The organism is Pseudomonas sp. CCOS 191, from assembly GCF_001007005.1.
Lineage (GTDB): Bacteria > Pseudomonadota > Gammaproteobacteria > Pseudomonadales > Pseudomonadaceae > Aquipseudomonas > Aquipseudomonas soli.
In genome coordinates this window covers 4,599,072-4,621,519 of the sequence record NZ_LN847264.1, presented here as the reverse complement: position 1 = coordinate 4,621,519, position 22,448 = coordinate 4,599,072, and the positions used below count along the sequence as shown (strand labels likewise).

Here is a 22,448-nt window from a genome sequence, read left to right as displayed (position 1 = left end):
TGTTTGCTGCCTGCTTGATGATCAAGCCTTATGGAAAGGGGAGCTTCATGGCAATCGATATCGGTATCAGTGAAGAAGATCGCAAGTCCATCGTCGATGGGTTGTCCCGCCTGTTGTCGGATACCTATGTGTTGTATCTGAAAACCCATAACTTCCATTGGAACGTCACCGGTCCGTCGTTCCGCACCCTGCACCTGATGTTCGAGGAGCAATACAACGAGCTGGCCCTGGCGGTCGATTCGATCGCCGAGCGTATCCGTGCCCTGGGCTTCCCGGCGCCGGGTTCCTATGCCTTTTATGCCCGCCACTCTTCGATCAAGGAAGAGGAGGGCGTACCGCCTGCCGAAGAGATGATCCGCCAGCTGGTGCAGGGGCAGGAGGCCGTGGTGCGTACCGCTCGCAGCATCTTCCCGGTGGTGGACAAGGTCAGCGACGAGCCGACCGCTGACCTGCTGACCCAGCGCATGCAGGTGCACGAAAAAACGGCATGGATGCTGCGCGTCTTGCTCGACGGGAACTGATTACCGCTTGACCGTCGTTTGACCCAGTCAAACCAGGCCCGATGCCTTCGCAGGTATCGGGCCTGCGCGTTTGCGGGGAAGGCTTTGCCGCTGCTACCGGCATGATCGGGTGGCGCTTCATGAAACACATGGATCCGTTCGCAAGGCGGGCGGGGGTGTGGTTTCGAGATGATGGAGCGGTGCGGTGGACAATCCGATGCGTGGTATCGACGGCAATGCGAGGCACAGGCAGGGCGTGGGCAGCCCCCGGGTCGATCCGTTCAGGCGGGACTTCGACATGGCGCAGGCGGGGCCTGTGTCACGCTCGGTGCGGCTCAACGGTTTTGCCACCTGCCTGCGTCTGGAGGTGGTGTACTGGCGCATCCTGGAGCGCATCGCCCAGGCCAACCGCTGTTCGGTGAGCGCGGTGCTGTCCTATGTGGACCGCGAAGTGCACCTTCGCCATGGCGGGGTGAGGAATTTCAGCGGGCTGGTCCGGGTGATCTGCGTCACCTGGTTGCAGGAGGCGCGGGACGTACACTGATCGCCGGGCTGCACAGCACTCCTTAACCATATATAATCCCGCTCTTTGCTGCCTTGGGCAGCGTGCGATGTGGTTGACGAGAGACGCCATGCCCCTTTACGACTATCAATGTGCATCCTGCGAACACCGCATGGAGGTGTTGCAGAAGATCAGTGCCGCGCCGCTGACCGATTGCCCGGCATGCCAGGCGCCGGCATTGAAGAAGCAGCTGTCGGTCCCCGGCTTCCGCCTGAGCGGCAACGGCTGGTACGAGACCGACTTCAAGACCGGGGCGAAAAAGAATCTGGCAGGCGGCGACAAGGCCGACTGAGTTGAATTGCACCGACCAGGTCTTGCAGTATTAGCCCCTTGGGCGGCCAAGACCTCCACCGAACATACGAATCACGAGAAGCGAAACCACGACCATGATGCGCAGCCATTATTGCGGCCAACTGAACGAGTCCCTGGACGGCCAGGAAGTCACCCTTTGCGGCTGGGTCCATCGTCGCCGCGACCACGGCGGGGTGATTTTCCTCGACATCCGTGACCGCGAAGGCATGGCCCAGGTCGTGTTCGATCCGGATCGCGCAGAAACCTTCGCCGCCGCCGACCGCGTGCGCAGCGAATACGTCGTGCAGATCACCGGCAAGGTACGCAAGCGCCCGGATGGCGCAGTGAACGCCAACATGGCCTCCGGCGCCATCGAGATCCTCGGTTACCAGCTGACCGTGCTCAACGAAGCCGAAACGCCGCCGTTCCCGCTGAACGAATACTCCGACGTGGGCGAAGAAACCCGCCTGCGCTACCGCTTCATCGACCTGCGTCGCCCGGAAATGGCCGACAAGCTGCGCCTGCGCTCGCGCATCACCAGCAGCATCCGTCGCTTCCTCGACGAGAACGGCTTCCTCGACGTCGAGACGCCGATCCTCACCCGCGCCACGCCGGAAGGCGCCCGTGACTACCTGGTGCCAAGCCGTACCCACGCCGGCAGCTTCTTTGCACTGCCGCAGTCGCCACAGCTGTTCAAGCAGCTGCTGATGGTCGCCGGCTTCGACCGCTACTACCAGATCGCCAAGTGCTTCCGCGACGAAGACCTGCGTGCCGACCGCCAGCCGGAATTCACCCAGATCGACATCGAGACCAGCTTCCTCGACGAGTCCGAGATCATGGGCCTCACCGAGAGCATGATCCGCAAGCTGTTCAAGGAAGTCCTGGACCTGGAGTTCGGTGACTTCCCGCACATGACCTACGAAGAGGCCATGCGCCGCTACGGCTCCGACAAGCCGGACCTGCGTATCCCGCTGGAACTGATCGACGTTGCCGACCAGCTCAAGGATGTCGACTTCAAGGTCTTCGCCGGCCCCGCCAACGATCCGAAGTGCCGCGTCACCGCGCTGCGCCTGCCGGGCGGCGCCAGCATGCCGCGCAGCAAGATCGACGAGTACACCAAGTTCGTCGGCATCTACGGTGCCAAGGGCCTGGCCTACATCAAGGTCAACGAGCGCGCCAAGGGTGTCGAGGGTCTGCAGTCGCCGATCGTCAAGAACATCCCCGAGGCCAACCTCAACACCATCCTCGACCGCGTTGGCGCAGTCGATGGCGACATCGTGTTCTTCGGCGCCGACAAGGCCAAGATCGTCAGCGAAGCCCTGGGCGCGCTGCGTATCCGCCTGGGTCATGACTTCGAGCTGCTGACCTGCCAGTGGGCACCGATGTGGGTCGTCGACTTCCCGATGTTCGAAGAGAACGAAGACGGCAGCTTCACCGCGCTGCACCACCCGTTCACCGCGCCGAAGTGCACCCCCGAGGAGCTGGAGGCCAATCCGGCCACCGCGCTGTCGCGTGCCTACGACATGGTGCTCAACGGCACCGAGCTGGGTGGCGGTTCGATCCGTATCCACCGCAAAGAGATGCAACAGGCGGTGTTCCGCCTGCTGGGTATCGAGGCGGCGGAACAGGAAGAGAAGTTCGGCTTCCTGCTCGACGCCCTGAAGTTCGGCGCACCGCCTCACGGTGGCCTGGCCTTCGGCCTGGACCGCCTGGTCATGCTGATGACCGGCGCGCAGTCGATCCGTGAAGTGATCGCCTTCCCGAAAACCCAGAGCGCCGCGTGCGTCATGACCCAGGCCCCGGGCATGGTCGACGCCAAGGCCCTGCGTGAGCTGCACATCCGTCTGCGCGAGCAGACCAAGGTCGAGTGATCGATCGGGGCGCCCCGGTAACGGGGTGCCCCCGCGGTTGAGGCGCAGGATTCTTCACGTTCCGCCCTTCGGGGCGGAACCTGTTTCTGTTTCAAGGATTTGGAGTCGTTATGGCCGGTCATTCCAAGTGGGCGAACATCAAGCACCGCAAAGAACGCCAGGATGCCAAGAGAGGCAAGATCTTCACCAAGTGGATCCGCGAACTGACCGTCGCTGCCAAGCAAGGTGGTGGTGATCCGGCGTCCAACCCGCGCCTGCGCCTGGCGCTGGACAAGGCCCTGGGTGCCAACATGAGCCGCGACATCATCGATCGTGCCGTGGCCCGCGGTGCCGGCACCAACGAAAGCGACAACGTCGAAGAGCTCAGCTACGAGGGTTACGGCCCGGGCGGCGTGGCGATCATGGTCGAAGCCATGACCGACAACCGCAACCGTACTGCCGCGGCCGTGCGTCATGCCTTCACCAAGTGCGGTGGCAACCTGGGCACCGACGGCTCGGTGGCCTACCTGTTCGAGCGCAAGGGGCAGATCAGCTTCGCTGCCGAGCTGAACGTGGACGAGGATGCGCTGATGGAAGCCGCGATGGAGGCCGATGCCGACGATGTGGTGGTCAACGACGACGGCTCCTTTGACGTTTTCACCTCGTTCAACAGCTTCTATGCCGTGCGCAACGCCCTGGAAGAGGCCGGCTTCAAGGCGTCCGACGCCGAGATCGTGATGCAGCCGACCACCAGCGCCGAGTTGGACCAGGACGGTGCGGAGAAGGTGCTCAAGCTGATCGACATGCTCGAGGACCTGGATGACGTGCAGAACGTCTACTCCAACGCACAGATCTCCGATGAGATCATGGAAACGCTGGGCTGATCGTTTCGGCTATCGGCTGTAGCGCGGGGCAAGCCCGCTCCCACAAGGCCTGCGCCAGTTTGCGGTGTAGTCTTTGTGGGGGCGGGCTTGTCCCGCGATAAGGCCGGCAAATTCGCACACCTTTGTAGGCGCTATGACTCTCATTCTTGGTATCGACCCCGGCTCGCGCATCACCGGTTTTGGCGTGGTCCGCCAGACTGCCCGTGGCTGCGAGTACGTGGCGTCGGGCTGTATACGCACTGGCGGCGGTGAGCTGCACGAGCGTCTGCAGATCGTCTTTCGCGGTGTCAGCGAGATCATCCGCCAACATGAGCCGGTGACCATGGGCATCGAGCGGGTGTTCATGGCGCGCAACGCCGATTCGGCGCTCAAGCTTGGCCAGGCCCGGGGGGCAGCCATCGTCGCCGCCGCCGAGGCGGGCCTTGAGATCGCCGAATACACCGCCAGCCAGGTCAAGCAGGCCGTGGCCGGCACCGGCGGCGCCAACAAGGAACAGGTGATGATGATGGTCATGCACCTGCTCAAGCTGACCCAGAAGCCGCAGATCGACGCCTCCGACGCCCTGGCCATCGCCTTGTGCCATGCCCATACCCGCTCCAGCCTCATCCCCCACGGGTTGGCGACAGCCCGGCGCCGTGGCGGACGCTTGCGTCTGTAACCGCTTCATGCGGTGATACACATTTTGTCCGGGTGAAGCACTCTCCCGGCGCATTTGCTGATAGGGTGGACCGGTTTTCGACCGGCGCCCGAGAGGAAGGATCGGAACGTGATTGGACGTTTGCGTGGCACCCTGGCGGAAAAACAGCCGCCGCACCTGATTATCGACGTCAACGGCCTGGGCTATGAGCTCGAAGTGCCGATGACCACGCTGTACCGTCTGCCCAAGCTGGGCGAGACCGTCACCCTGCACACTCATCTGGTGGTGCGTGAAGACGCCCATCTGCTGTACGGCTTCTTCGAAAAACGTGAGCGCGAGCTGTTCCGTGAGTTGATCCGCCTCAATGGCGTTGGCCCGAAACTGGCGCTGGCGCTGATGTCGGGGCTCGAGGCCGATGAGCTGGTGCGTTGCGTCCAGGCCCAGGATGCCTCCGCTCTGGTGCGTGTGCCCGGTGTCGGCAAGAAGACTGCCGAGCGCCTGCTGGTCGAGCTCAAGGATCGCTTCAAGGCCTGGGAAACCTCGCCGGCCATGTTCGCCCTGGTGTCCGACGGGCCGGTGCCGGTGGCCAGTGTCTCCAACGCCGAGGCCGACGCGGTCAGCGCCCTGGTGTCGCTGGGCTACAAGCCGCAGGAAGCCAGCAAGGCGATTGCCGCCATCGAGGGCAAGGCCAACCTCAGCAGTGAGGAACTGATCCGTCGCAGCCTCAAAGGGATGATTACCAAGTGATCGAGACCGACCGCCTGATCGCCGCCTCCGGACGCGACCGCGAAGAGGTCCAGGATCGTGCGATCCGCCCGCTGAGCCTGGACGAGTACATCGGCCAGCCGGTGGTGCGCGAGCAGATGTCGCTGTTCATCCAGGCCGCGCGCGGGCGCAGCGAGTCGCTTGATCACACCCTGATCTTCGGTCCGCCGGGCCTGGGCAAGACCACGTTGGCCAACATCATCGCCCACGAGATGGGCGTGTCGGTCAAGAGCACGTCCGGCCCGATTCTCGAACGGCCCGGTGACCTGGCGGCGATGCTGACCAATCTCGAGCCGCATGACGTGCTGTTCATCGACGAGATCCACCGTTTGTCGCCGGTGGTCGAGGAAGTGCTCTATCCCGCGATGGAAGATTTCCAGCTGGACATCATGATCGGCGAGGGCCCGGCCGCGCGCTCGATCAAGCTCGACCTGCCGCCGTTCACCCTGGTCGGCGCCACCACCCGCGCCGGCATGCTGACCAACCCGCTGCGTGACCGCTTCGGTATTGTCCAGCGCCTGGAGTTCTACAGCGACAGGGACCTGGCGACCATCGTCAGCCGTTCGGCCGGCATCCTCGGCTTGCCCATGGACGACAAGGGCGCATTCGAGATCGCCCGCCGGGCGCGTGGCACCCCGCGGATCGCCAATCGCCTGCTGCGGCGGGTGCGCGACTTTGCCGAAGTGCGCGGCAAGGGCGAGATCACCAAGGCGGTCGCGGACATGGCGCTGAACCTGCTGGATGTCGACGAGCGTGGCTTCGATCACTCCGACCGGCGTCTGCTGCTGACCATGATCGAGAAGTTCGACGGTGGTCCGGTGGGGCTCGACAATATTGCCGCGGCGATCGGCGAGGAGCGCCACACCATCGAGGACGTGCTCGAGCCCTATCTCATCCAGCAGGGCTATATCATGCGTACCCCCCGGGGCCGTGTGGTCACCCGGCACGCCTACCTGCATTTCGGCCTGAACATTCCCGGGCGTTTTTGCGAGGGCGGGGAATATGCCGCGCAAGACGACGAATGACAGATCGAATCGGCATTTTCGTGGTCCTACCGCTGGCATGCCCTGGGCTCGCTGGCAATACGACATTATCGATGCAAAAACAGTTGCCGCAGCGGATTGGCAAGCACAGGAGTAAGCACTAGAGTATGCGCGCGCAAAATGGGCTGGAACCGTTCGCACACCGCTGTCGCGTCTATTACGAGGATACCGACGCCGGTGGCGTGGTGTATTACGTCAACTACCTCAAATTCATGGAGCGCGCACGCACCGAGCGGCTGCGTCACCTGGGGTTCTCCCAGGCCCAGCTGGCGCAGGACAATTTGTTGTTCGTGGTCCATTCCAGCGAGGCGCGCTATCACGCGCCGGCCCGCCTGGACGACGAGTTGCGGGTAACCGCGCAAGTACTTGAATTGAATCGTGCCAGCCTGCGCTTCGTGCAGCAGGTGTGGCGAGCAAAGGATGAAGTGCTGCTCTGCGAGGGGCAGTTCCTGGTGGCTGCCGTGCGCGCCGACACTTTCAAACCCCGGGCCATTCCCCCAGAACTGCGCGACGCCTTCCTGGCGGACGGCACGGGTACTCAATCGAACGCAGGAGAATAAGCGTGGAAGCAAACGTCGTCGACCATACCTCCATGTGGAGCCTGGTCGCCAATGCCAGTGTCGTGGTTCAGCTGGTAATGCTGACCCTCGTGGCAGCCTCGGTGACCTCTTGGATCATGATCTTCCAGCGCAGCACCATGCTGCGCGCCGGTCGTCGTGCACTGGACGCTTTCGAAGAGCGCTTCTGGTCGGGCATCGACCTGTCCAAGCTGTACCGCCAGGCGGGCAGCAACCCTGACCCGGACTCGGGTGTCGAGCAGGTCTTCCGTGCCGGCTTCAAGGAATTCTCGCGCCTGCGCCAGCAACCAGGTGTCGACCCGGACGCGGTCATGGAAGGGGTAGGGCGTGCCATGCGCGTGGCCATCTCCCGCGAGGAAGAAAAGCTCGAGCAGAGCCTGCCGTTCCTGGCCACCGTCGGTTCCACCAGCCCGTACATCGGTCTGTTCGGTACCGTGTGGGGCATCATGAACTCCTTCCGCGGCCTGGCCAGCGCCCAGCAGGCCACCCTGGCCACCGTGGCCCCGGGTATTGCCGAGGCCCTGATCGCCACTGCGATCGGCCTGTTCGCCGCGATCCCGGCGGTTATCGCCTACAACCGTTTTGCCGCGCGCAGTGAAGTGCTGATCGGGCGCTACTACACGTTCGCCGACGAGTTCCAGGCGATCCTGCACCGCAAAGTACACACCAGCGAAGAGTGATCAGGTAGAAACCCATGGCCCGAGTTCGCCACAAACGCAAGCCGGTCGCCGAGATGAACGTGGTGCCCTACATCGACGTGATGCTGGTGCTACTGGTTATCTTCATGGTGACCGCCCCGATGCTCAACCAGGGCGTGAAGGTGGACCTGCCCAAGGTTTCCAGCGAAGCCCTGCCGCAGGACAACAACGTCCAGGTCCTGACCATCTCGATCAAGGCCGACAAGACCTACTATTGGAACCTCGGCAGCGAAGTCGACACCGACAAGCAGATGGACAAGGCCATGACCTTGCCGGACATGACCAGCGCGGTGACCAAGATCATCGCCGCCGGTCGTGACCAGGGCAAGCAGACCCAGGTCTTCATCCGTGGTGACAAGGCTGTCGACTACGGTGCGGTGATGGGCGCCATGGGCGGGTTGCAGAAGGCCGGTGTCGGTAACGTTGGCCTGATTACCGAGGCGCCCTGATGCAACAGCGAGAGCCATCCGCCTCGGAAAGCTACTTCTGGCCCAGTGTCTGGGCCATTGCGCTGCACGTGCTGGTGTTCGGCATGCTGTTCGTCAGCTTCGCCATGACGCCCGAGCTGCCGCCCTCCAAGCCTATCGTCCAGGCCACGCTGTACCAGCTCAAGTCCAAGAGCCAGGCGACCACCCAGACCAATCAGAAGATTGCCGGGGAGGCGAAGAAAACCGCCTCGCGCCAGACCGAGGTCGAACAGCTGGAGCAGAAGAAGGTCGAGCAAGAGGCCGTGAAGGCCGCGGAACAAAAGAAAGCCGACGCCGCTCAAAAGGCCGAGGAGGCTCGCGAAGCCGCCGAGGCGAAGAAAGCCGAAGACGCCGCCAAGGCCGCCGAGCAGAAGAAAGCCGCCGAGGCCAAGAAAGCCGAGGAAGCGAAAAAGGCCGCCGAGAAGCAGCAGGCCGACATCGCCAAGAAGAAGGCTGAGGACGAGGCCAAGAAGAAGGCCGAGGAAGAAGCCAAGAAACAGGCCGCGGAAGAGGCGAAGAAGAAAGCCGCCGAAGACGCGAAGAAAAAAGCAGCCGAGGACGCCAAGAAGAAAGCGGCGGCCGAGGATGCGAAGAAGAAGGCAGCTGAAGAGGCCAAGAAAAAGGCCGCGGCAGACGCCCAGAAGAAAAAGGCACAGGAAGCGGCCCGCAAGGCGGCGGAAGACAAGAAGGCCCAGGCACTCGCCGAGCTGTTGTCCGACACCACCGAACGGCAGCAGGCGCTGGCCGACGAGCAGGGTGACCAGGTGGCCGGCGACTTCGACGACCTGATCCGCATGCGCGCGGCCGAAGGTTGGGCGCGTCCGCCATCCGCGCGCAAGGGCATGACGGTAGTTCTGCAGATCAACATGCTGCCGGACGGCACCCTCACCAACGTGAGTGTGGCCAAGTCCAGTGGCGACGGTCCGTTCGACAGCTCGGCCGTGGCCGCGGTGAAGAACATTGGTCGGTTGACCGAAATGCAGGGCTTGAAGCCGAACGAGTTCAATCCGTATCGTTCATTCAAGATGACATTTACACCTGAGGATCTAGCGTTGTGATTAAACGTCTGAGAGGACTCCTGGTCTTGCTCTGCTGCGTGGCAGGCATGGCGATGGCAGAGGAAAAGAACATCCTGGTCACCAGCGGTAGCGACCGGGCAACTCCCATTGCGGTAGTGCCGTTCGGTGTCCAGGGCGGCAGCGTGCTGCCGGAAGACATGGCCGATATCATCGGCAACGACCTGCGCAACTCCGGCTACTACGCGCCGATCCCGCGGCAGAACATGATCAGCCAGCCAAGCCAGGCCAGCGAAGTGATCTTCCGTGACTGGAAAGCGCTGGGCGCCCAGTACGTCATGGTCGGCAGCATCGTGCCGGCCGGTGGTCGCCTGCAGGTGCAGTACGCCCTGTTCAACGTCGCCACCGAGCAGCAGGTGTTGACCGGCAGCGTGGCCGGCGGCGTCGACCAACTGCGCGACATGTCCCACTACATCGCCGACCAGTCGTTCGAGAAGCTCACCGGCATCAAGGGTGCGTTCTCCACCCGCATGCTGTACGTGACCGCCGAGCGCTTCTCGACCAACAACACCCGTTACACCCTGCAGCGTTCGGACTACGACGGTGCCCGTGCGGTGACCCTGCTGCAGTCGCGTGAACCGATCCTGTCGCCGCGTTTCGCGCCGGATGGCAAGCGTATCGCCTATGTCTCGTTCGAGCAGAAGCGCCCGCGCATCTTCATCCAGCACATCGATACCGGTCGCCGCGAGCAGATCACCAACTTCGAAGGCCTGAACGGCGCGCCTGCCTGGTCGCCTGACGGTTCGCGCCTGGCGTTCGTGCTGTCGAAAGACGGCAACCCGGACATCTATGTGATGAACGTGGCCTCGCGCCAGATCACCCGTGTCACCGCCGGCCCCGGTATCAATACCGAGCCGTTCTGGGGCAAGGATGGCAACACCCTGTACTTCACCTCCGACCGTGGCGGCAAGCCGCAGATCTACAAACAGTCGGTCGGTGGCGGTGGTGCCGAGCGCGTGACGTTCGTGGGCAACTACAACGCCAACCCGAAACTGTCGGCGGATGAAAAGACCCTGGTGATGATCCATCGCCAGCAGGGTTTCACCAACTTCAAGGTGGCCGCGCAGGACCTGCAACGTGGAAGTGTAAAGATTCTCTCCGAGACCAGTCTTGATGAGTCTCCCACTGTTGCGCCAAACGGCACCATGCTAATCTACGCCACCCGCCAGCAGGGCCGGGGAGTCTTGATGCTCGTGTCGCTTAACGGCCGCGTGAGGCTCCCACTTCCTACCGCTCAAGGCGAAGTCAGAGAACCGTCCTGGTCCCCTTACCTGAACTGATTGCGGCGTAACACGTTTTGCTTAACACACTGGGGTTTCATTAGGAGTTTCACGATGGAAATGCTGAAGTTTGGTAAATTCGCTGCGCTGGCTCTGGCCATGGCTGTAGCTGTAGGTTGCTCCTCGAAAGGCGGCGACAACGCTGGTGAAGGCGCTGTTGATCCGAACGCTGGCTACGGTGCCAACACTGGCGCTGTTGACGGTTCCCTGAGCGAAGAAGCCGCCCTGCGCGCAATCACCACCTTCTACTTCGAATACGACAGCTCGGACCTGAAGCCAGAAGCCATGCGCGCTCTGGACGTTCACGCCAAGGACCTGAAGTCCAACGGCAACCGCGTTGTCCTGGAAGGCAACACCGACGAGCGCGGCACCCGCGAGTACAACATGGCTCTGGGTGAGCGTCGTGCCAAGGCCGTTCAGCGCTACCTGGTTCTGCAGGGCGTTTCCCCTGCTCAGCTGGAACTGGTTTCCTACGGCGAAGAGCGTCCAGTTGCCACCGGCAACGACGAGCAGTCCTGGGCTCAGAACCGTCGCGTAGAACTGCGTAAGTAAGTTCCTATGCGTATGTGCCGTCGTGCTGTAACCGTCCTCGCACTCAGCCTGCCCCTTTCGGCGTGGGCTGCGGTTCCCGTAGTAGATGACAACGCGGGTGGCTATCCACCCGCGGGTTATGGCACGAGCGGCGCCTATGCCGGAGCAGGGGCTTCGGCCCCTGCTTCTGCAAATGGCCAGCTGTTCATGCAGCTGCAGCAGATGCAGGACCAGATTTCCCGCCAGCAAGGCATCATCGAAGAGCTGCAGAACGATGTGTCGCGCATGAAGCAGGAAAACCTCGAGCGCTACCAGGATCTCGACCGCCGCATCAGCAGCGGTGCCGCGCCTGCCGCGACTCCAGACAATTCTTCCACCGGTGGCGCGAACAACGCAGCCACGGGTGCGGCCGCCGGCGCCAATGCCGCGCAGCCACCGGCCGCGAGCAGCGAGCCGGGCGATCCGGCGAAAGAGAAGCTGTATTACGACGCCGCTTTCGACCTGATCAAGCAGAAGGACTTCGACAAGGCCAGCCAGGCCTTCAACGCCTTCCTGCGCAAGTACCCCAACAGCCAGTACGCCGGCAATGCCCAGTACTGGCTCGGCGAGGTCAACCTGGCCAAGGGCGACCTGCAGGGTGCCAGCCAGGCATTCGCCGAGGTCGGCCAGAAGTACCCGAAACACAGCAAGGTGCCGGATTCGCTGTACAAGCTGGCCGACGTCGAGCGCCGCATGGGCCACACCGACAAGGTCAAGGGTATCCTGCAGCAGGTCATCACCCAGTACCCCGGCACTTCCGCCGCGCAACTGGCGCAACGCGACCTGCAAAAGCTCTGAACGACCCGTTGAAGAAGAAACCCGCGCTTGTCGCGGGTTTTTTCGTTAGAATCACGGCCCTTTTTTCGTAAACACGCTGCTGCGGATAACGCTTTGTCGAGTCCGCGACAGTGCCTGACGGAGGCGGACAGCCTGTTCAGCTGTCACGCCCGTGGCGATCATGCAAGACACATTACGCATCACCGAAGTGTTTTACTCGTTGCAGGGTGAAACGCGAACGGCCGGGCTGCCCACGGTTTTCGTGCGCCTGACCGGTTGCCCCCTGCGCTGCCAGTACTGCGACAGTGCCTATGCCTTCAGTGGCGGCACTATCCGCACCCTCGACTCCATTGTTGAGCAGGTGGCCGGCTTCAAGCCGCGCTACGTCTGCGTGACTGGTGGCGAGCCTCTGGCCCAGCCCAACGCGCTGCCTCTGCTGCAACGCCTGTGCGATGCCGGTTACGACGTGTCGCTGGAAACCAGTGGCGCTCTCGACATCAGTGGCGTCGACACCCGGGTCAGCCGCGTGGTCGACCTCAAGACCCCAGGCTCCGAGGAGTCTCACCGCAATCGCTACGAGAATATCGAGCTGCTGACCGGCAACGACCAGGTCAAGTTCGTCATCTGTTCCCGCGAGGACTACGATTGGGCGGTTTCCAAGCTGATCCAGTACAACCTGGCCGAGCGCGCCAGTGAAGTGCTGTTTTCGCCCAGCCACCATCAGGTGAGCGCCACCGATCTGGCCGACTGGATCGTCGCCGACAACCTGCCCGTACGCTTCCAGCTGCAGCTGCACAAGCTGCTGTGGAACGACGAACCCGGACGTTGAGGAGAAAGACATGACTGACAAACGCGCGGTAATCCTGTTGTCCGGTGGCCTGGATTCGGCCACCGTGGTAGCCATGGCCAAGGCCGACGGCTACCAGTGCTACACCATGAGCTTCGACTACGGCCAGCGCCATCGCGCCGAGCTCAACGCCGCGGCGCGGGTGGCCCGTGACCTGGGCGTGGTCGAGCACAAGGTGATCGGCCTGAACCTCGATGGCATCGGTGGCTCGGCCCTGACCGACAGCAGCATCGATGTGCCCGAGGCGCCGAGCGAGGGGATTCCGGTCACCTACGTGCCGGCTCGCAACACCGTGTTCCTGTCCCTGGCGCTGGGCTGGGCGGAGGTGCTCGAAGCCCGTGACATCTTCATTGGTGTCAACGCCGTGGATTACTCCGGCTACCCTGACTGCCGCCCGGAATTCGTCGAGGCCTTCGAGCGCATGGCCAACCTGGCTACCAAGGCCGGCGTGGAAGGGCAGGGCTTCCGTATCCAGGCGCCGCTGCAGAACCTGAGCAAGGCACAGATCGTCCAGGTGGGGATCGCCCGTGGCGTGGACTACAGCCTGACCGTTTCCTGCTACCAGGCCGATGATGCCGGGCGTGCCTGTGGCAAATGCGACAGCTGCCGCCTGCGCGCTGATGGCTTCAAGGCCGCCGGTGTAGAGGACCCCACTCGGTATTTTTGAAAAAAATTTGCGATGGGGTGTTGAATTCTTCTGAGAAATCAGTAATATACGCGCCATCCAACGGGTCGTTAGCTCAGTTGGTAGAGCAGTTGGCTTTTAACCAATTGGTCGTAGGTTCGAATCCTACACGACCCACCATATGCAGTACGAAAGAGCCCGCCTTCATGGCGGGCTTTTTCATGCCTGTCGAAAAGTGGCCTGGCCCACTCTCAACGATTCAGCCGTCGTGCATCCAAGGCATCGCGTGCCTGGTAGGCGGTGTAGGTGGCCTGCGCAGCCACCAGGCCGGCCAGGCCGAAGGTGCGATCGAGGCCGAACCGACTGAAACCACTCGGGATCGGCAGGCGGTGGGCGATGGCGTCCGCAAGGACTTCGCCGGCCACCGTGGTCGGGGCCATGCCGTGACCGCCGAAACCGACCGCGTGCCAGATGCCGTTGTCGTCCTGGCCGATCTGCGCCATCTGGTGGCGTCCATAGCTCATCAGGCCGCCCCAGGAGTATTCCAGCTCCACGTCCTCGAGTTGCGGATAGACGCTCACCAGATCGGCCTTGAGCAGCTTGGCGATGGCTTGCGGCCCGCGATCGAGAATGGAGATGCGTCCGCCCCAGAGGACCCGGGTGTCTTTCAGCGGGCGGTAGTAATCGAAGGCGAAGCGTGTGTCGTAGATGGCCGACTGGCAGTCGATGGCGTCCTGCAGGCGTGCGCCCAGTGGCGCGGTGGTCACCACGTAGGTGGCAATCGGCAGCACGGCGCGCTCGATCGGGGCGTAGACGCCGCGGGCATAGCCCCCTGCGCTGAACACCACCTGCTCGGCATGGACTTCGCCCTGGCCGGTGCGCACGATGTAGCCGTCAGCCTTCTTCTCGATACTGGTCACCGGCGACTGTTCGTAGATCGTCACCCCGGCCTGTGCGGCTGCCTGGGCAATGCCGCAGACATACTTGAGCGGGTGGAAGTGGAATGCGTTGCGCTCCAGCAACCCGCCGTAATAGCGCTCGGTCCTGAGCTGTTCCTTCAGTTCGCCGGGGGCGATGTATTCCCAGTCGACGCCATAGGCCTGCTTCATGAGCTGGCGCGGTTTTTCCAGGCGCGACGGGTCGTTGAACCAGTTGGCGAGGATCACGCCCTGGTCGACCAGGTCGCAATCGATGGCGTAGCGGCGGGTGCGCTCGCGGATCAGATCGACGGCGTCGAGTGTCAGTCGATACAGCTTGCGTGCCTCGTTGGCGCCCAGGGTCGACAACAGTTCGGCGTTGCCGAGGCTGTAGCCGCCGAAGACGAAGCCGCCGTTGCGCCCCGAGGCACCATGGCCGACACGTTGTGATTCGAGGATCGTCACATCGGTCACTCCGCGCTCGGCAAGCCCTATCGCGGTCGACAGGCCGGCCAGGCCGCCACCGAGGATGCAGACGCGGGTATCGGTGCGCCCACTCTGGGCAGGGTAGAAGGTTCTGCTGGCGGTGGCTTCGTAGTAGGAGTCGAAGGTGCTGTTCATCAGGGTCCCGGAGCAATGATGGGCGGACCGGGGCGGGTCCGCCAATGGAATGTTCAGGCGGGTTGCTGGCTGGCCGCGAGCGCATCGCCGGCGGGCTCTGCCTTGCTGCATTCGGCTTTGCGAATCTCGATACTGGAGAAGTCCATTTCCCTGTAGCGCACCACCTTGGAGCCTGTGACCAGCTTGTGGCCGAACCAGACCACCACGAACAGCACCAGGCCGACGTAGGTGGCGAAGGCGCCGATCCAGTCGATCTGCCCACCGATGAACGCCTGGTAGTTCTGCCCGAGCATCACCACCATGCACAGGCCGAAGGCGAACAGCGGGCCGAACGGGAAGTATTTCGACACATACGGCAGTTTCGCCAGGTCATTGCCATTGAGCAGGTAGCCGCGGCGGAAGCGGTAATGGCTGATGGCGATGCCTAGCCAGGCAATGAAACCGAGCATGCCGGAGGTGTTCAGCAGCCACAGGTAGAGCTTGCCGGGGCTGAACAGGAAGCTCAGCAGGCACAGGCCCGCGACCGCAGCGGTGGCCAGCAGCGCCCAGACCGGCGTGCCACTGCGGGTCACCCGGGCGAAGATGGCCGGCGCCTTGCGCTCCAGCGCCAGGCTGTAGAGCATGCGCGACGAGGCATACATGCCCGAGTTGCCGGCGGACAGCACCGAGGTCAGGATCACCGCGTTCATCACGGCGGCCGCGGCGAGCATGTCAGCCTTGGTGAAGATCAGGGTGAACGGGCTGATGGTGACGTCCGACAGGCCGTCCTTGAGCAGGCGCGGGTCGGTGTAGGGAATCAGCAGGCCGATCACGACAATGGTGAGTACGTAGAACAGCAGGATGCGCCAGAAGATCTGGCGCACGGCCTTGGGAATGTTGCGTCCCGGGTTTGCCGTTTCGCCAGCGGCGATGCCCACGAACTCGGTGCCCTGGAACGAGAAACCGACGATCATCGCCACGCCGATCAGCGCCGGCAGGCCGCCGGCAATGGGCGCGTCGCCGATCTGCCAGAGGTGGGCGCCACCGTCCTGGCCGCCTTCGAGGATGCCCAGCAGCATCAGCACGCCCACGGCGATGAAGATGATGATGGTGATGACCTTGATCAGGGCGAACCAGAACTCCGCCTCGCCGAAGAAGCGCACCGAGGCGACATTGAGGGCGAACAGCAGCACCAGGAAGGCCGCGCTCCAGATCACCCCGGGGGTGTCCGGGAACCAATAGAGCATGATGATCTGCACGGCCACCAGGTCCACGGCGATGGTCACGGCCCAGGAGTACCAGTAGTTCCAGCCCAGGGCGAAGCCGAAGCTTTCTTCCACGTAGCGCGAGGCATAGGTGGAGAACGAGCCGCTGACCGGCATGCATGCAGCCATTTCGCCGAGGCTGGTCATCAGGAAGTAGACCATCAGGCCGATCACCGCGAAGGCCAACAATGCGCCGCCGGGGCCGGACTGGGCGATGGTGGCGCCGGAGGAGACGAACAGGCCGGTGCCGATTGAGCCGCCGATGGCGATCATGTTCAGGTGGCGGCTGGTGAGGGTGCGCTTGAGGTGTCCGGAAGGCGGGGCTGCGGCAGTCAAACTTCCGTTGTTGTTCGAATGGGTCATGGGCAACCTATTTGATCTGCATTCGGGTGAGTTGTTGTTCTTGTTGTGATCTGACCACTTCCTGTTGCAGGTGACGGGCGCGGATGGGCGCCGGTCGGCCAGCAGCTTCTCCAGTGCTGCGGCGGTCGCGATTGCATTGATTGAAATCAGTATTGGCGTTGAAAGGTGTTCGCAACAAACGACAATTAGTTGTTACTTCATTCCGTTTTGGAATGCGTGATTTCGTCGTTTTGATCATGTGACAACGTTGATATTTGCACGCATTCATCTGGATTGCCCATATTTGCTGATATGCATCGACGTCATTGTGAAGTGGGAAATGGTCGTTTTGTATTTTCCTTAAAATGTACGAAACAATATGGCGGAAATTTATTCATCATTGATGCAACAAAAAACCGATACCTGACGTGGCCAGATATCGGTTTGGGAGGGTCGTATCCCTTCAAGCGGAAGGGTTGCTGGAGGGGCAGCGTTGTCGTGAGCTGTCAGCCTTTTTCACGGCGGACCGTGCTGCTGCTGGCAGTCCGCTGTTGCTGTTTCATCCGGGGGTGGACTCAAACCCGGAACTGCGCCATCAGTGCCTGCTGCTGGTTGGCCAGCCGGTTCAGTGCCTGGCTGATATGCGCCGACTCGTCGGCCTGGCCCGACAGCGATTCGGTAACGTCGCGGATGCCCGCCACGTTGCGGTTCACCTCTTCGGCCACTGCGCTCTGTTCCTCGGCGGCCGAGGCGATCTGCAGGTTCATGTCGGTGATCACCGTCACCGCCTCGCCGATACGCTGCAGCGCCGGCAAGGTCTGTTCCATTTGCGCGGCACTGTCCTGGGCCTGGCGCTGACCGGCCTGCATTGCCTCGACCACGTCCTGGGTGCCTTGCTGCAACCCTTCGATGACCTGGCGGATCTCCTCGACCGACACCTGGGTGCGCTGCGCCAGGTTGCGTACTTCGTCGGCGACCACCGCAAAGCCCCGCCCGGCTTCGCCGGCGCGGGCCGCTTCGATGGCGGCGTTGAGGGCCAGCAGGTTGGTCTGCTCGGCGATGGCGCGGATCACTTCAAGTACCGAGCCGATCTGTTCGCCACGGCTTTCCAGGGCGCGGGCTTCATCCATGGCCGCATCCATGCCGCCGGCAAGCTGGGCGATCGCTTCCCGGGTGGCGCCCACCCGCGCCAGGCCATCGCGGGTTGCCTGGTCGGCACCGCGTGCGGCCTGGGCAGCCTGTGCGGCGTTGTGGGCAACGTCATGGGCCGTGGCGCTCATTTCGTTTGCCGCCGTGGCAACCTGTTCAATCTCGCGGTGCTGTTGCTGCATGCCGTCGCTGGTCTGGCGGGCGATCAGCGCCGACTGGTCGGCAGTGCCGCGGGCTTCCTGCAGTGAACCCTTGAGCTGGGCGATCACTGGTTGCAGCTTGTCGAGGAAGCGGTTGAACCAACCGGTGAGCTGGCCCAGTTCGTCGTCGCGGGCGTAGTCCAGGCGCCGGGTCAGGTCGCCTTCGCCGCTGGCGATGTCCTTCAGACGGGCGGCCACGGCCAGGATCGGCCGGGTCACGCCGCGGGCGGTCAGCCACACCAGCAGCAGCCCCAGCACGGCGGCGCCCAGGCCGATCAGCAGGCTGACGAGGTTGGCCTGCTGGTTCTGGCTGTCCAGGCGTTGGTTGAGGGTGACGGCGGGCGCTTGCAGTACCTGCTCGGGCAGTTCGAGCAGCACCTGCCACGGTGCTGCGCCGGGAATTGGCGCAAAGGGTCGGGAAATACGCATGGTGCCTTGGTCCAGGCGCTCGACGGCCTGGCCGGCCCGCAATGGTGCGGCCAGGGCTGCCGCGCTGGCGCCGAAGGCCTGTTGCACGGTCTTGCTCAGCTGGCCGGCATCCTGGCTGTGGCCGGCGAGCAGGCCCGCGGGGCTGACGATGCTGACCTGGCCCTGGCCGTCGAACAGTTCCTGGCGGCCGGCCAGGCTCAGTTGCTGCAGGTTGTCCAGGCCGATGTCCAGGCCGACCACGCCCACCACCTTGCCGTTTTCCAGCAGTGGCATGGCGATGCTGGTCATCAGTACCTGGTGGCCGTTGACCTCGTCGAAGTACGGGTCGAGCACGCAGGCCTTGGCGGTTTCCAGCGGGCAGGTCAGCCAGCGGTTGTAGGGCGAACCGTTGGCGCCGATGCTGGTGTCGGCAAGCATCGACTCGGGCATGGCCTCCACTTCGAGGCTGCCAGTGCCGGGCTGCGACCAGTACAGCGAGAAACGCCCGCTGTCGTTGCTGCCATTGTCGGCCTGGCCGACGAAGCGCGCGTCCTGCTGGTCCAGGGCGTTGGGCTGGAACACCAGGTACAGGCCAATCAGGTCGGCATTGCCGGCCAGCGCGGCGCGGGCTTCGCGGCTGAGTTCAGCGCGCAGGTCGGCGCCGCCGCGGGCCTTGAGCGCCTGCACCAGGCGGGCGAAACCGTTGCCGTACTGGTAGGCGTCCATGAAGTAGCGCTGGATGCGCAAGGCCTGGGTTTCGCCGTGGGCCTGCAGGCGCAGGCGGGCACTGTGGTCGAGCAGTTCGGTGTTGGCCTGGAACACCTGCTCGGCGCTGCGCCGGGCCTGGGTGAGCGAGGTGGCCACCAGCAGGGCGACGATGGCCAGCAGGCACAGGCCGGCGAGCAGGGTGATCTTCCACTGGATGGAGAGACGGCGCTGCGACATGGGCTTTTCCTTCTCGGGCAAACACAACGCCCGCGGTCAGGCGGGCGTCGATGGGGTCATTCGGCGATGCAGTTCGGTGGCGCATCCCTGAAGGCCTTGGTCAGCCAGGCCAGGTAGAGCACGCCAAGCAGGGCCCAGACACCGCCGAACAGCAAGGAGTGTTCGTTCAGGTCCAGCCACAGCGAGACGATGATGCAGAAGCCTATCGTCGGCGCCACCAGATACTTGAGGTTGTTCGTCAGGCCCTTGTTCTGTTTCTCACGGATATAGCAGTGGTTGATCACCGAGAGGTTGACGAAGCTGAACGCCACCAGCGCGCCGAAGTTGATCACAGAGGTGGCGGTGACCAGGTCGAAGAAGATCGCCGACAGCGAAATCAGGCCGACCACCGCAATGTTCAGCACCGGGGTCTTGTAGCGTGGGTGCAGGCGGGCGAACACCCCGGCCGGGATCACGTTGTCGCGACCCATCACGTACAGCAGGCGCGACACGCTGGTCTGCGATGCCAGGCCCGAGGCGATGGTGTTGATCACGGTGCAGGCGATGAACACCGATTGGAACAGCTTGCCGCCGACGTACAGGGCGATTTCCGGCAGGGCTGCTTCCTGGTCGTGGAAGCGTTGCATGGTCGGGAAGTAGGCCTGGATGAAGTAGGAAACGCCGATGAACACCACGCCGCCGATCAGTGCCGTGAGGAAGATCGCCCGCGGGATGGTCTTGCCTGGGTCGCGGGTTTCTTCCGACAGGCAGGTCACCGCATCGAAGCCCAGGAACGAGAAGCACAGGATGGTCGCGCCGGCGGCCAGGGCGGCGAACTGGGTCTGGTCGTCGGCGAACGGTACCAGGCTCCAGGCCGTGCCCAGGCCTTCGCCATGGTCCAGGCCGCGCCAGCAGAGGTAGATGAACACCGAGATGATCGCCACCTGCACGGCGACGAACAGCAGGTTGAAGTGCGCCACCAGGTTGATGCTGCGCATGTTGATCAGGCTGATCAGGGTGACGAAGCCGACCACCCACACCCAGGCCGGCACTTCGGGGAACATTGCCGACAGGTAGAGCTTGGCCAGCAGCGCATTGACCATGGGCAGCAGCAGGTAGTCCAGCAGCGACGACCAGCCGACCAGGAAGCCCACGTGCGGGTTGATGGCGCGCTGGGTGTAGGTGTACGCCGAACCCGACTGCGGGAAGCGCCGCACCAGGGTGCCGTAGCTCACGGCGGTGAACAGGATGCCGGCCAGGGCCAGGATGTAGGCGCTGGGCACATGCCCGGCGGTGATGCCGGAGACGATGCCGAAAGTGTCGAACACGGTCATCGGGGTGAGGTAGGCCAGGCCGATGATCACCACATGCCAGAGACGCAGGGACTTGCGGAACTGGGCGTCAGGCTGCATGGGGTGCCTCCTCTGGCGGGCGGCCGGAGGTGTGCGGCAAGGACGTGCGGATGGGCTCCATGTTATTCACCATTTGTAGTTGGAGCGGCAGGTAACGCCCGAGGGCGTGGCAGAAGGTACGCGGATCAGCCGATCGAGGGGCCGGGGCGTGGATGGCGGACGTGCACGAGGGGGTGGCGAAGATGATTCGAGGACGGGATCGGCATGATCGGGGCGCTTGCCTGTAGTTGTGGTTTATCGGGCGCGACGCAAAGCGGGAAAAATAAACGACGAAGGGGGTGTGGGTGTCAAGTGAAACACGACAGCATGTCGGGTTTGTGTGAATTTTTATTGAACGACTAGTCGCTATTTTGGTTTTTTCGTCGTTTTTTGAGTGTTTTCCTCGTCATGTGTGTTGATAAAAATTAACGCTTACCTGAAATGTGTTGTGACGAAATACGTCGCGCTTGCGACGGCTGTCATGGATTTTTCCTTTATCCCTTCTAGGGTGATTCGTTCTAGTAAAAGTACTCGCCTGGCGGCCCTGCAACGGGTTGGCCGGGCCGGGCTCCACGGATCAGGAGTCTGCTGGCGCGCCAATCCTGGCACGCCCTGGGCAAGGGAGCTGGCATGGAGAGCGCGGCGTTTCTGGATTACCTGCTGGTGCTGGTACTCGGCTCGATCGTGGTCGAGGGGGCATGGCTGGCTTGGCGCCGGACAGCGGACTGGCACCCGGCCGAGGGACTGGTCAATTTCGTCCTCGGCATCGGCAACCTTGCGGTCGGCGTGCTGTTCGCCGCGACCAGCCTCGGGCTTTATGCTTACCTGCACAGCCATTGGTCGCTGGGGCTGGACCTGGGCAGCCCCTGGGCGAACATCGCCTTTGCCTTCCTCGTCTATGATTTCCTGTACTGGGTCAATCACTGGGCCCATCACAAATGCGCGCTGCTCTGGTGCAATCACCTGATCCACCACTGCGGTACGGCCTTCAATCTCACGACCGCAGTGCGCATAGGCTGGCTGGGCAATTTCACCGTCTGGCTGTTCTTTCTGCCCATGGCGGTGCTGGGCATCCCCCTGCAACACTACCTGCTGGTGGTGGCCGCGCAGCTGATCTACCAGTTCTTCATCCATTCGCCACTGATCCCTGAGCTGGGCGTGCTGGAGCGAATCCTGGTCACGCCGTCCCAGCATCGGGTCCATCACGCCAGCAACGATCGCTACCTGGACAAGAACTTCGGCTGTTTCCTGGTGATCTGGGACCGCCTGTTCGGTACCTACCAGCGTGAACTGCCGCAGGAGCCGGTGCGTTACGGGGTGACCACGCCGATCAGCCAGCCGGGCTCGCCTGGCCACCTGAACTTCTTCCTCTATCGGCATTGCCTGCGTTCGGCGCGGGAGGCCAGCGGGTTGTGTGGCAAGTTGCGGGTGCTGTTCGGCAGTCCGGCGCATACCCGGGTCGTCGAGCAACACGCCAGCCTGGGGCAGGGCGCGTTCGCCTGGCCGGACTACCTGCCGGCCTTGTTCCTCGGTTTTTTCCTGGTGACCCAGTACGCCGTCCTGCCGCCGGGGCAGGCGGCCCTGGCGGTGCTCGCATTCCTGTTGGCGGCCAATAGCGCCGGCCACCGCGAGTCCGGCCTGGCGCACCTGCGCTGGCCGTTGTATTTGGGGCTGGCGCTGGCCAGCCTGTTCCTGTGGTGGCAGGCGACCGGCGGAGCCTGGTTGCTGCTGTTGGCAATCCTGAGCTGCTGCCTGCCTCTGCTGGCCGTGCGGCGCAATCCATTGTTGATCAAGGAGTGATT

At 63.2% G+C, this 22,448-nt stretch carries 21 protein-coding genes, 1 tRNA gene and 2 pseudogenes; 19 read left to right on the top strand and 5 right to left on the bottom strand.

What is annotated here, in order from left to right; all coding sequences use genetic code 11:
- The first annotated feature begins 47 nt into the window (after window positions 1-47).
- The 18 genes from CCOS191_RS20545 to CCOS191_RS20460 all read left to right on the top strand — a co-directional run bounded on the left by CCOS191_RS20545 (window position 48) and on the right by CCOS191_RS20460 (window position 13,630).
- Complete coding sequence (locus CCOS191_RS20545) at window positions 48-521, top strand: Dps family protein (RefSeq protein WP_028690591.1); 474 nt, start codon at window positions 48-50, stop codon at window positions 519-521.
- 196 nt (window positions 522-717) lie between these two features.
- Window positions 718-1,044 carry a ribbon-helix-helix domain-containing protein gene (locus CCOS191_RS20540; protein WP_046857889.1) on the top strand — a complete coding sequence of 109 codons (327 nt, stop codon included), beginning with the start codon at window positions 718-720 and terminating at the stop codon, window positions 1,042-1,044.
- An 88-nt stretch (window positions 1,045-1,132) separates the two neighbouring features.
- Complete coding sequence (locus CCOS191_RS20535) at window positions 1,133-1,354, top strand: FmdB family zinc ribbon protein (protein ID WP_046856766.1); 222 nt, start codon at window positions 1,133-1,135, stop codon at window positions 1,352-1,354.
- A 94-nt stretch (window positions 1,355-1,448) separates the two neighbouring features.
- Complete coding sequence (gene aspS, locus CCOS191_RS20530; RefSeq protein ID WP_046856765.1) at window positions 1,449-3,224, top strand: aspartate--tRNA ligase; 1,776 nt, start codon at window positions 1,449-1,451, stop codon at window positions 3,222-3,224.
- 110 nt (window positions 3,225-3,334) lie between these two features.
- A complete protein-coding gene (locus CCOS191_RS20525) occupies window positions 3,335-4,087 on the top strand; it encodes a YebC/PmpR family DNA-binding transcriptional regulator (protein ID WP_023628700.1) in 753 nt (250 codons plus the stop codon).
- A 133-nt stretch (window positions 4,088-4,220) separates the two neighbouring features.
- Complete coding sequence (ruvC, locus tag CCOS191_RS20520; protein ID WP_023628699.1) at window positions 4,221-4,745, top strand: crossover junction endodeoxyribonuclease RuvC; 525 nt, start codon at window positions 4,221-4,223, stop codon at window positions 4,743-4,745.
- Between the two features lie 108 nt (window positions 4,746-4,853).
- Window positions 4,854-5,471, top strand: coding sequence for a Holliday junction branch migration protein RuvA (gene ruvA, locus CCOS191_RS20515; RefSeq protein ID WP_046856764.1), 618 nt, complete (start codon window positions 4,854-4,856; stop codon window positions 5,469-5,471).
- Window positions 5,468-6,514 carry a Holliday junction branch migration DNA helicase RuvB gene (ruvB, locus tag CCOS191_RS20510; RefSeq protein WP_023628697.1) on the top strand — a complete coding sequence of 349 codons (1,047 nt, stop codon included), beginning with the start codon at window positions 5,468-5,470 and terminating at the stop codon, window positions 6,512-6,514. The genes ruvA and ruvB overlap by 4 nt, the downstream gene beginning before the upstream one ends.
- Window positions 6,515-6,639: 125 nt before the next feature.
- Window positions 6,640-7,092, top strand: coding sequence for a tol-pal system-associated acyl-CoA thioesterase (ybgC, locus tag CCOS191_RS20505; protein WP_023628696.1), 453 nt, complete (start codon window positions 6,640-6,642; stop codon window positions 7,090-7,092).
- A 2-nt stretch (window positions 7,093-7,094) separates the two neighbouring features.
- Window positions 7,095-7,790, top strand: coding sequence for a protein TolQ (tolQ, locus tag CCOS191_RS20500; RefSeq protein WP_023628695.1), 696 nt, complete (start codon window positions 7,095-7,097; stop codon window positions 7,788-7,790).
- Between the two features lie 14 nt (window positions 7,791-7,804).
- The gene (gene tolR, locus CCOS191_RS20495) at window positions 7,805-8,257 is read left to right on the top strand and encodes a protein TolR (protein ID WP_046856763.1); all 453 of its coding nucleotides are present in this window, start codon (window positions 7,805-7,807) and stop codon (window positions 8,255-8,257) included.
- Entirely contained in the window at window positions 8,257-9,333 is a 1,077-nt protein-coding gene (tolA, locus tag CCOS191_RS20490; RefSeq protein ID WP_046856762.1) for a cell envelope integrity protein TolA, read from the top strand. Before tolR ends, tolA begins: the two co-directional genes overlap by 1 nt.
- 47 nt (window positions 9,334-9,380) lie before the next feature.
- Entirely contained in the window at window positions 9,381-10,631 is a 1,251-nt protein-coding gene (gene tolB, locus CCOS191_RS20485; RefSeq protein WP_046856761.1) for a Tol-Pal system beta propeller repeat protein TolB, read from the top strand.
- Window positions 10,632-10,685: 54 nt separating this feature from the next.
- Window positions 10,686-11,183, top strand: coding sequence for a peptidoglycan-associated lipoprotein Pal (gene pal / locus CCOS191_RS20480; protein ID WP_008090230.1), 498 nt, complete (start codon window positions 10,686-10,688; stop codon window positions 11,181-11,183).
- Window positions 11,184-11,189: 6 nt separating this feature from the next.
- Window positions 11,190-11,999 (top strand): tol-pal system protein YbgF, encoded by an 810-nt coding sequence (gene ybgF, locus CCOS191_RS20475; RefSeq protein ID WP_046856760.1) that lies wholly within the window; start codon window positions 11,190-11,192, stop codon window positions 11,997-11,999.
- A 160-nt stretch (window positions 12,000-12,159) separates the two neighbouring features.
- Entirely contained in the window at window positions 12,160-12,807 is a 648-nt protein-coding gene (gene queE / locus CCOS191_RS20470) for a 7-carboxy-7-deazaguanine synthase QueE (RefSeq protein ID WP_046857888.1), read from the top strand.
- A 10-nt stretch (window positions 12,808-12,817) separates the two neighbouring features.
- Entirely contained in the window at window positions 12,818-13,492 is a 675-nt protein-coding gene (queC, locus tag CCOS191_RS20465; protein ID WP_046856759.1) for a 7-cyano-7-deazaguanine synthase QueC, read from the top strand.
- Window positions 13,493-13,554: 62 nt separating this feature from the next.
- Window positions 13,555-13,630 (top strand) — tRNA-Lys (locus CCOS191_RS20460).
- Between the two features lie 71 nt (window positions 13,631-13,701).
- On the opposite strand, the gene CCOS191_RS20455 is transcribed toward CCOS191_RS20460, so the two are convergent.
- The 5 genes and pseudogenes from CCOS191_RS20455 to CCOS191_RS20440 all read right to left on the bottom strand — a co-directional run bounded on the left by CCOS191_RS20455 (window position 13,702) and on the right by CCOS191_RS20440 (window position 20,667).
- On the bottom strand, window positions 13,702-14,988 hold the full coding sequence (locus CCOS191_RS20455) for an NAD(P)/FAD-dependent oxidoreductase (RefSeq protein WP_046856758.1): 1,287 nt from the start codon (window positions 14,986-14,988) through the stop codon (window positions 13,702-13,704).
- Window positions 14,989-15,041: 53 nt separating this feature from the next.
- Window positions 15,042-16,595, bottom strand: a complete 1,554-nt coding sequence (locus CCOS191_RS20450; protein ID WP_046856757.1) for an amino acid permease — start codon at window positions 16,593-16,595, stop codon at window positions 15,042-15,044.
- 554 nt (window positions 16,596-17,149) lie between these two features.
- Window positions 17,150-17,659: pseudogene (locus CCOS191_RS28805) on the bottom strand (methyl-accepting chemotaxis protein); the annotation flags it as partial.
- 348 nt (window positions 17,660-18,007) lie between these two features.
- A pseudogene (locus CCOS191_RS28800) lies at window positions 18,008-19,057 on the bottom strand (PDC sensor domain-containing protein); the annotation flags it as partial.
- Between the two features lie 275 nt (window positions 19,058-19,332).
- Complete coding sequence (locus CCOS191_RS20440; protein ID WP_046856755.1) at window positions 19,333-20,667, bottom strand: APC family permease; 1,335 nt, start codon at window positions 20,665-20,667, stop codon at window positions 19,333-19,335.
- A 609-nt stretch (window positions 20,668-21,276) separates the two neighbouring features.
- Here CCOS191_RS20440 and CCOS191_RS26880 point away from each other — a divergent pair.
- Window positions 21,277-22,446, top strand: a complete 1,170-nt coding sequence (locus tag CCOS191_RS26880) for a sterol desaturase family protein (protein ID WP_052752650.1) — start codon at window positions 21,277-21,279, stop codon at window positions 22,444-22,446.
- Window positions 22,447-22,448 lie beyond the last annotated feature (2 nt).

Excerpts from the sequence above, each read along its gene's own strand:
- CCOS191_RS20545 (WP_028690591.1), top strand. The coding sequence starts at position 48 with ATGGCAATCGATATCGGTATCAGTGAAGAAGATCGCAAGTCCATCGTC.
- CCOS191_RS20540 (WP_046857889.1), top strand. The coding sequence starts at position 718 with ATGCGTGGTATCGACGGCAATGCGAGGCACAGGCAGGGCGTGGGCAGC.
- CCOS191_RS20535 (WP_046856766.1), top strand. The coding sequence starts at position 1,133 with ATGCCCCTTTACGACTATCAATGTGCATCCTGCGAACACCGCATGGAG.
- aspS (WP_046856765.1), top strand. The coding sequence starts at position 1,449 with ATGATGCGCAGCCATTATTGCGGCCAACTGAACGAGTCCCTGGACGGC.
- CCOS191_RS20525 (WP_023628700.1), top strand. The coding sequence starts at position 3,335 with ATGGCCGGTCATTCCAAGTGGGCGAACATCAAGCACCGCAAAGAACGC.
- ruvC (WP_023628699.1), top strand. The coding sequence starts at position 4,221 with ATGACTCTCATTCTTGGTATCGACCCCGGCTCGCGCATCACCGGTTTT.
- ybgC (WP_023628696.1), top strand. The coding sequence starts at position 6,640 with ATGCGCGCGCAAAATGGGCTGGAACCGTTCGCACACCGCTGTCGCGTC.
- tolR (WP_046856763.1), top strand. The coding sequence starts at position 7,805 with ATGGCCCGAGTTCGCCACAAACGCAAGCCGGTCGCCGAGATGAACGTG.
- tolA (WP_046856762.1), top strand. The coding sequence starts at position 8,257 with ATGCAACAGCGAGAGCCATCCGCCTCGGAAAGCTACTTCTGGCCCAGT.
- tolB (WP_046856761.1), top strand. The coding sequence starts at position 9,381 with ATGGCGATGGCAGAGGAAAAGAACATCCTGGTCACCAGCGGTAGCGAC.
- pal (WP_008090230.1), top strand. The coding sequence starts at position 10,686 with ATGGAAATGCTGAAGTTTGGTAAATTCGCTGCGCTGGCTCTGGCCATG.
- ybgF (WP_046856760.1), top strand. The coding sequence starts at position 11,190 with ATGCGTATGTGCCGTCGTGCTGTAACCGTCCTCGCACTCAGCCTGCCC.
- queE (WP_046857888.1), top strand. The coding sequence starts at position 12,160 with ATGCAAGACACATTACGCATCACCGAAGTGTTTTACTCGTTGCAGGGT.
- queC (WP_046856759.1), top strand. The coding sequence starts at position 12,818 with ATGACTGACAAACGCGCGGTAATCCTGTTGTCCGGTGGCCTGGATTCG.
- CCOS191_RS20455 (WP_046856758.1), bottom strand. The coding sequence starts at position 14,988 with ATGAACAGCACCTTCGACTCCTACTACGAAGCCACCGCCAGCAGAACC.
- CCOS191_RS20450 (WP_046856757.1), bottom strand. The coding sequence starts at position 16,595 with ATGACCCATTCGAACAACAACGGAAGTTTGACTGCCGCAGCCCCGCCT.
- CCOS191_RS20440 (WP_046856755.1), bottom strand. The coding sequence starts at position 20,667 with ATGCAGCCTGACGCCCAGTTCCGCAAGTCCCTGCGTCTCTGGCATGTG.
- CCOS191_RS26880 (WP_052752650.1), top strand. The coding sequence starts at position 21,277 with ATGGAGAGCGCGGCGTTTCTGGATTACCTGCTGGTGCTGGTACTCGGC.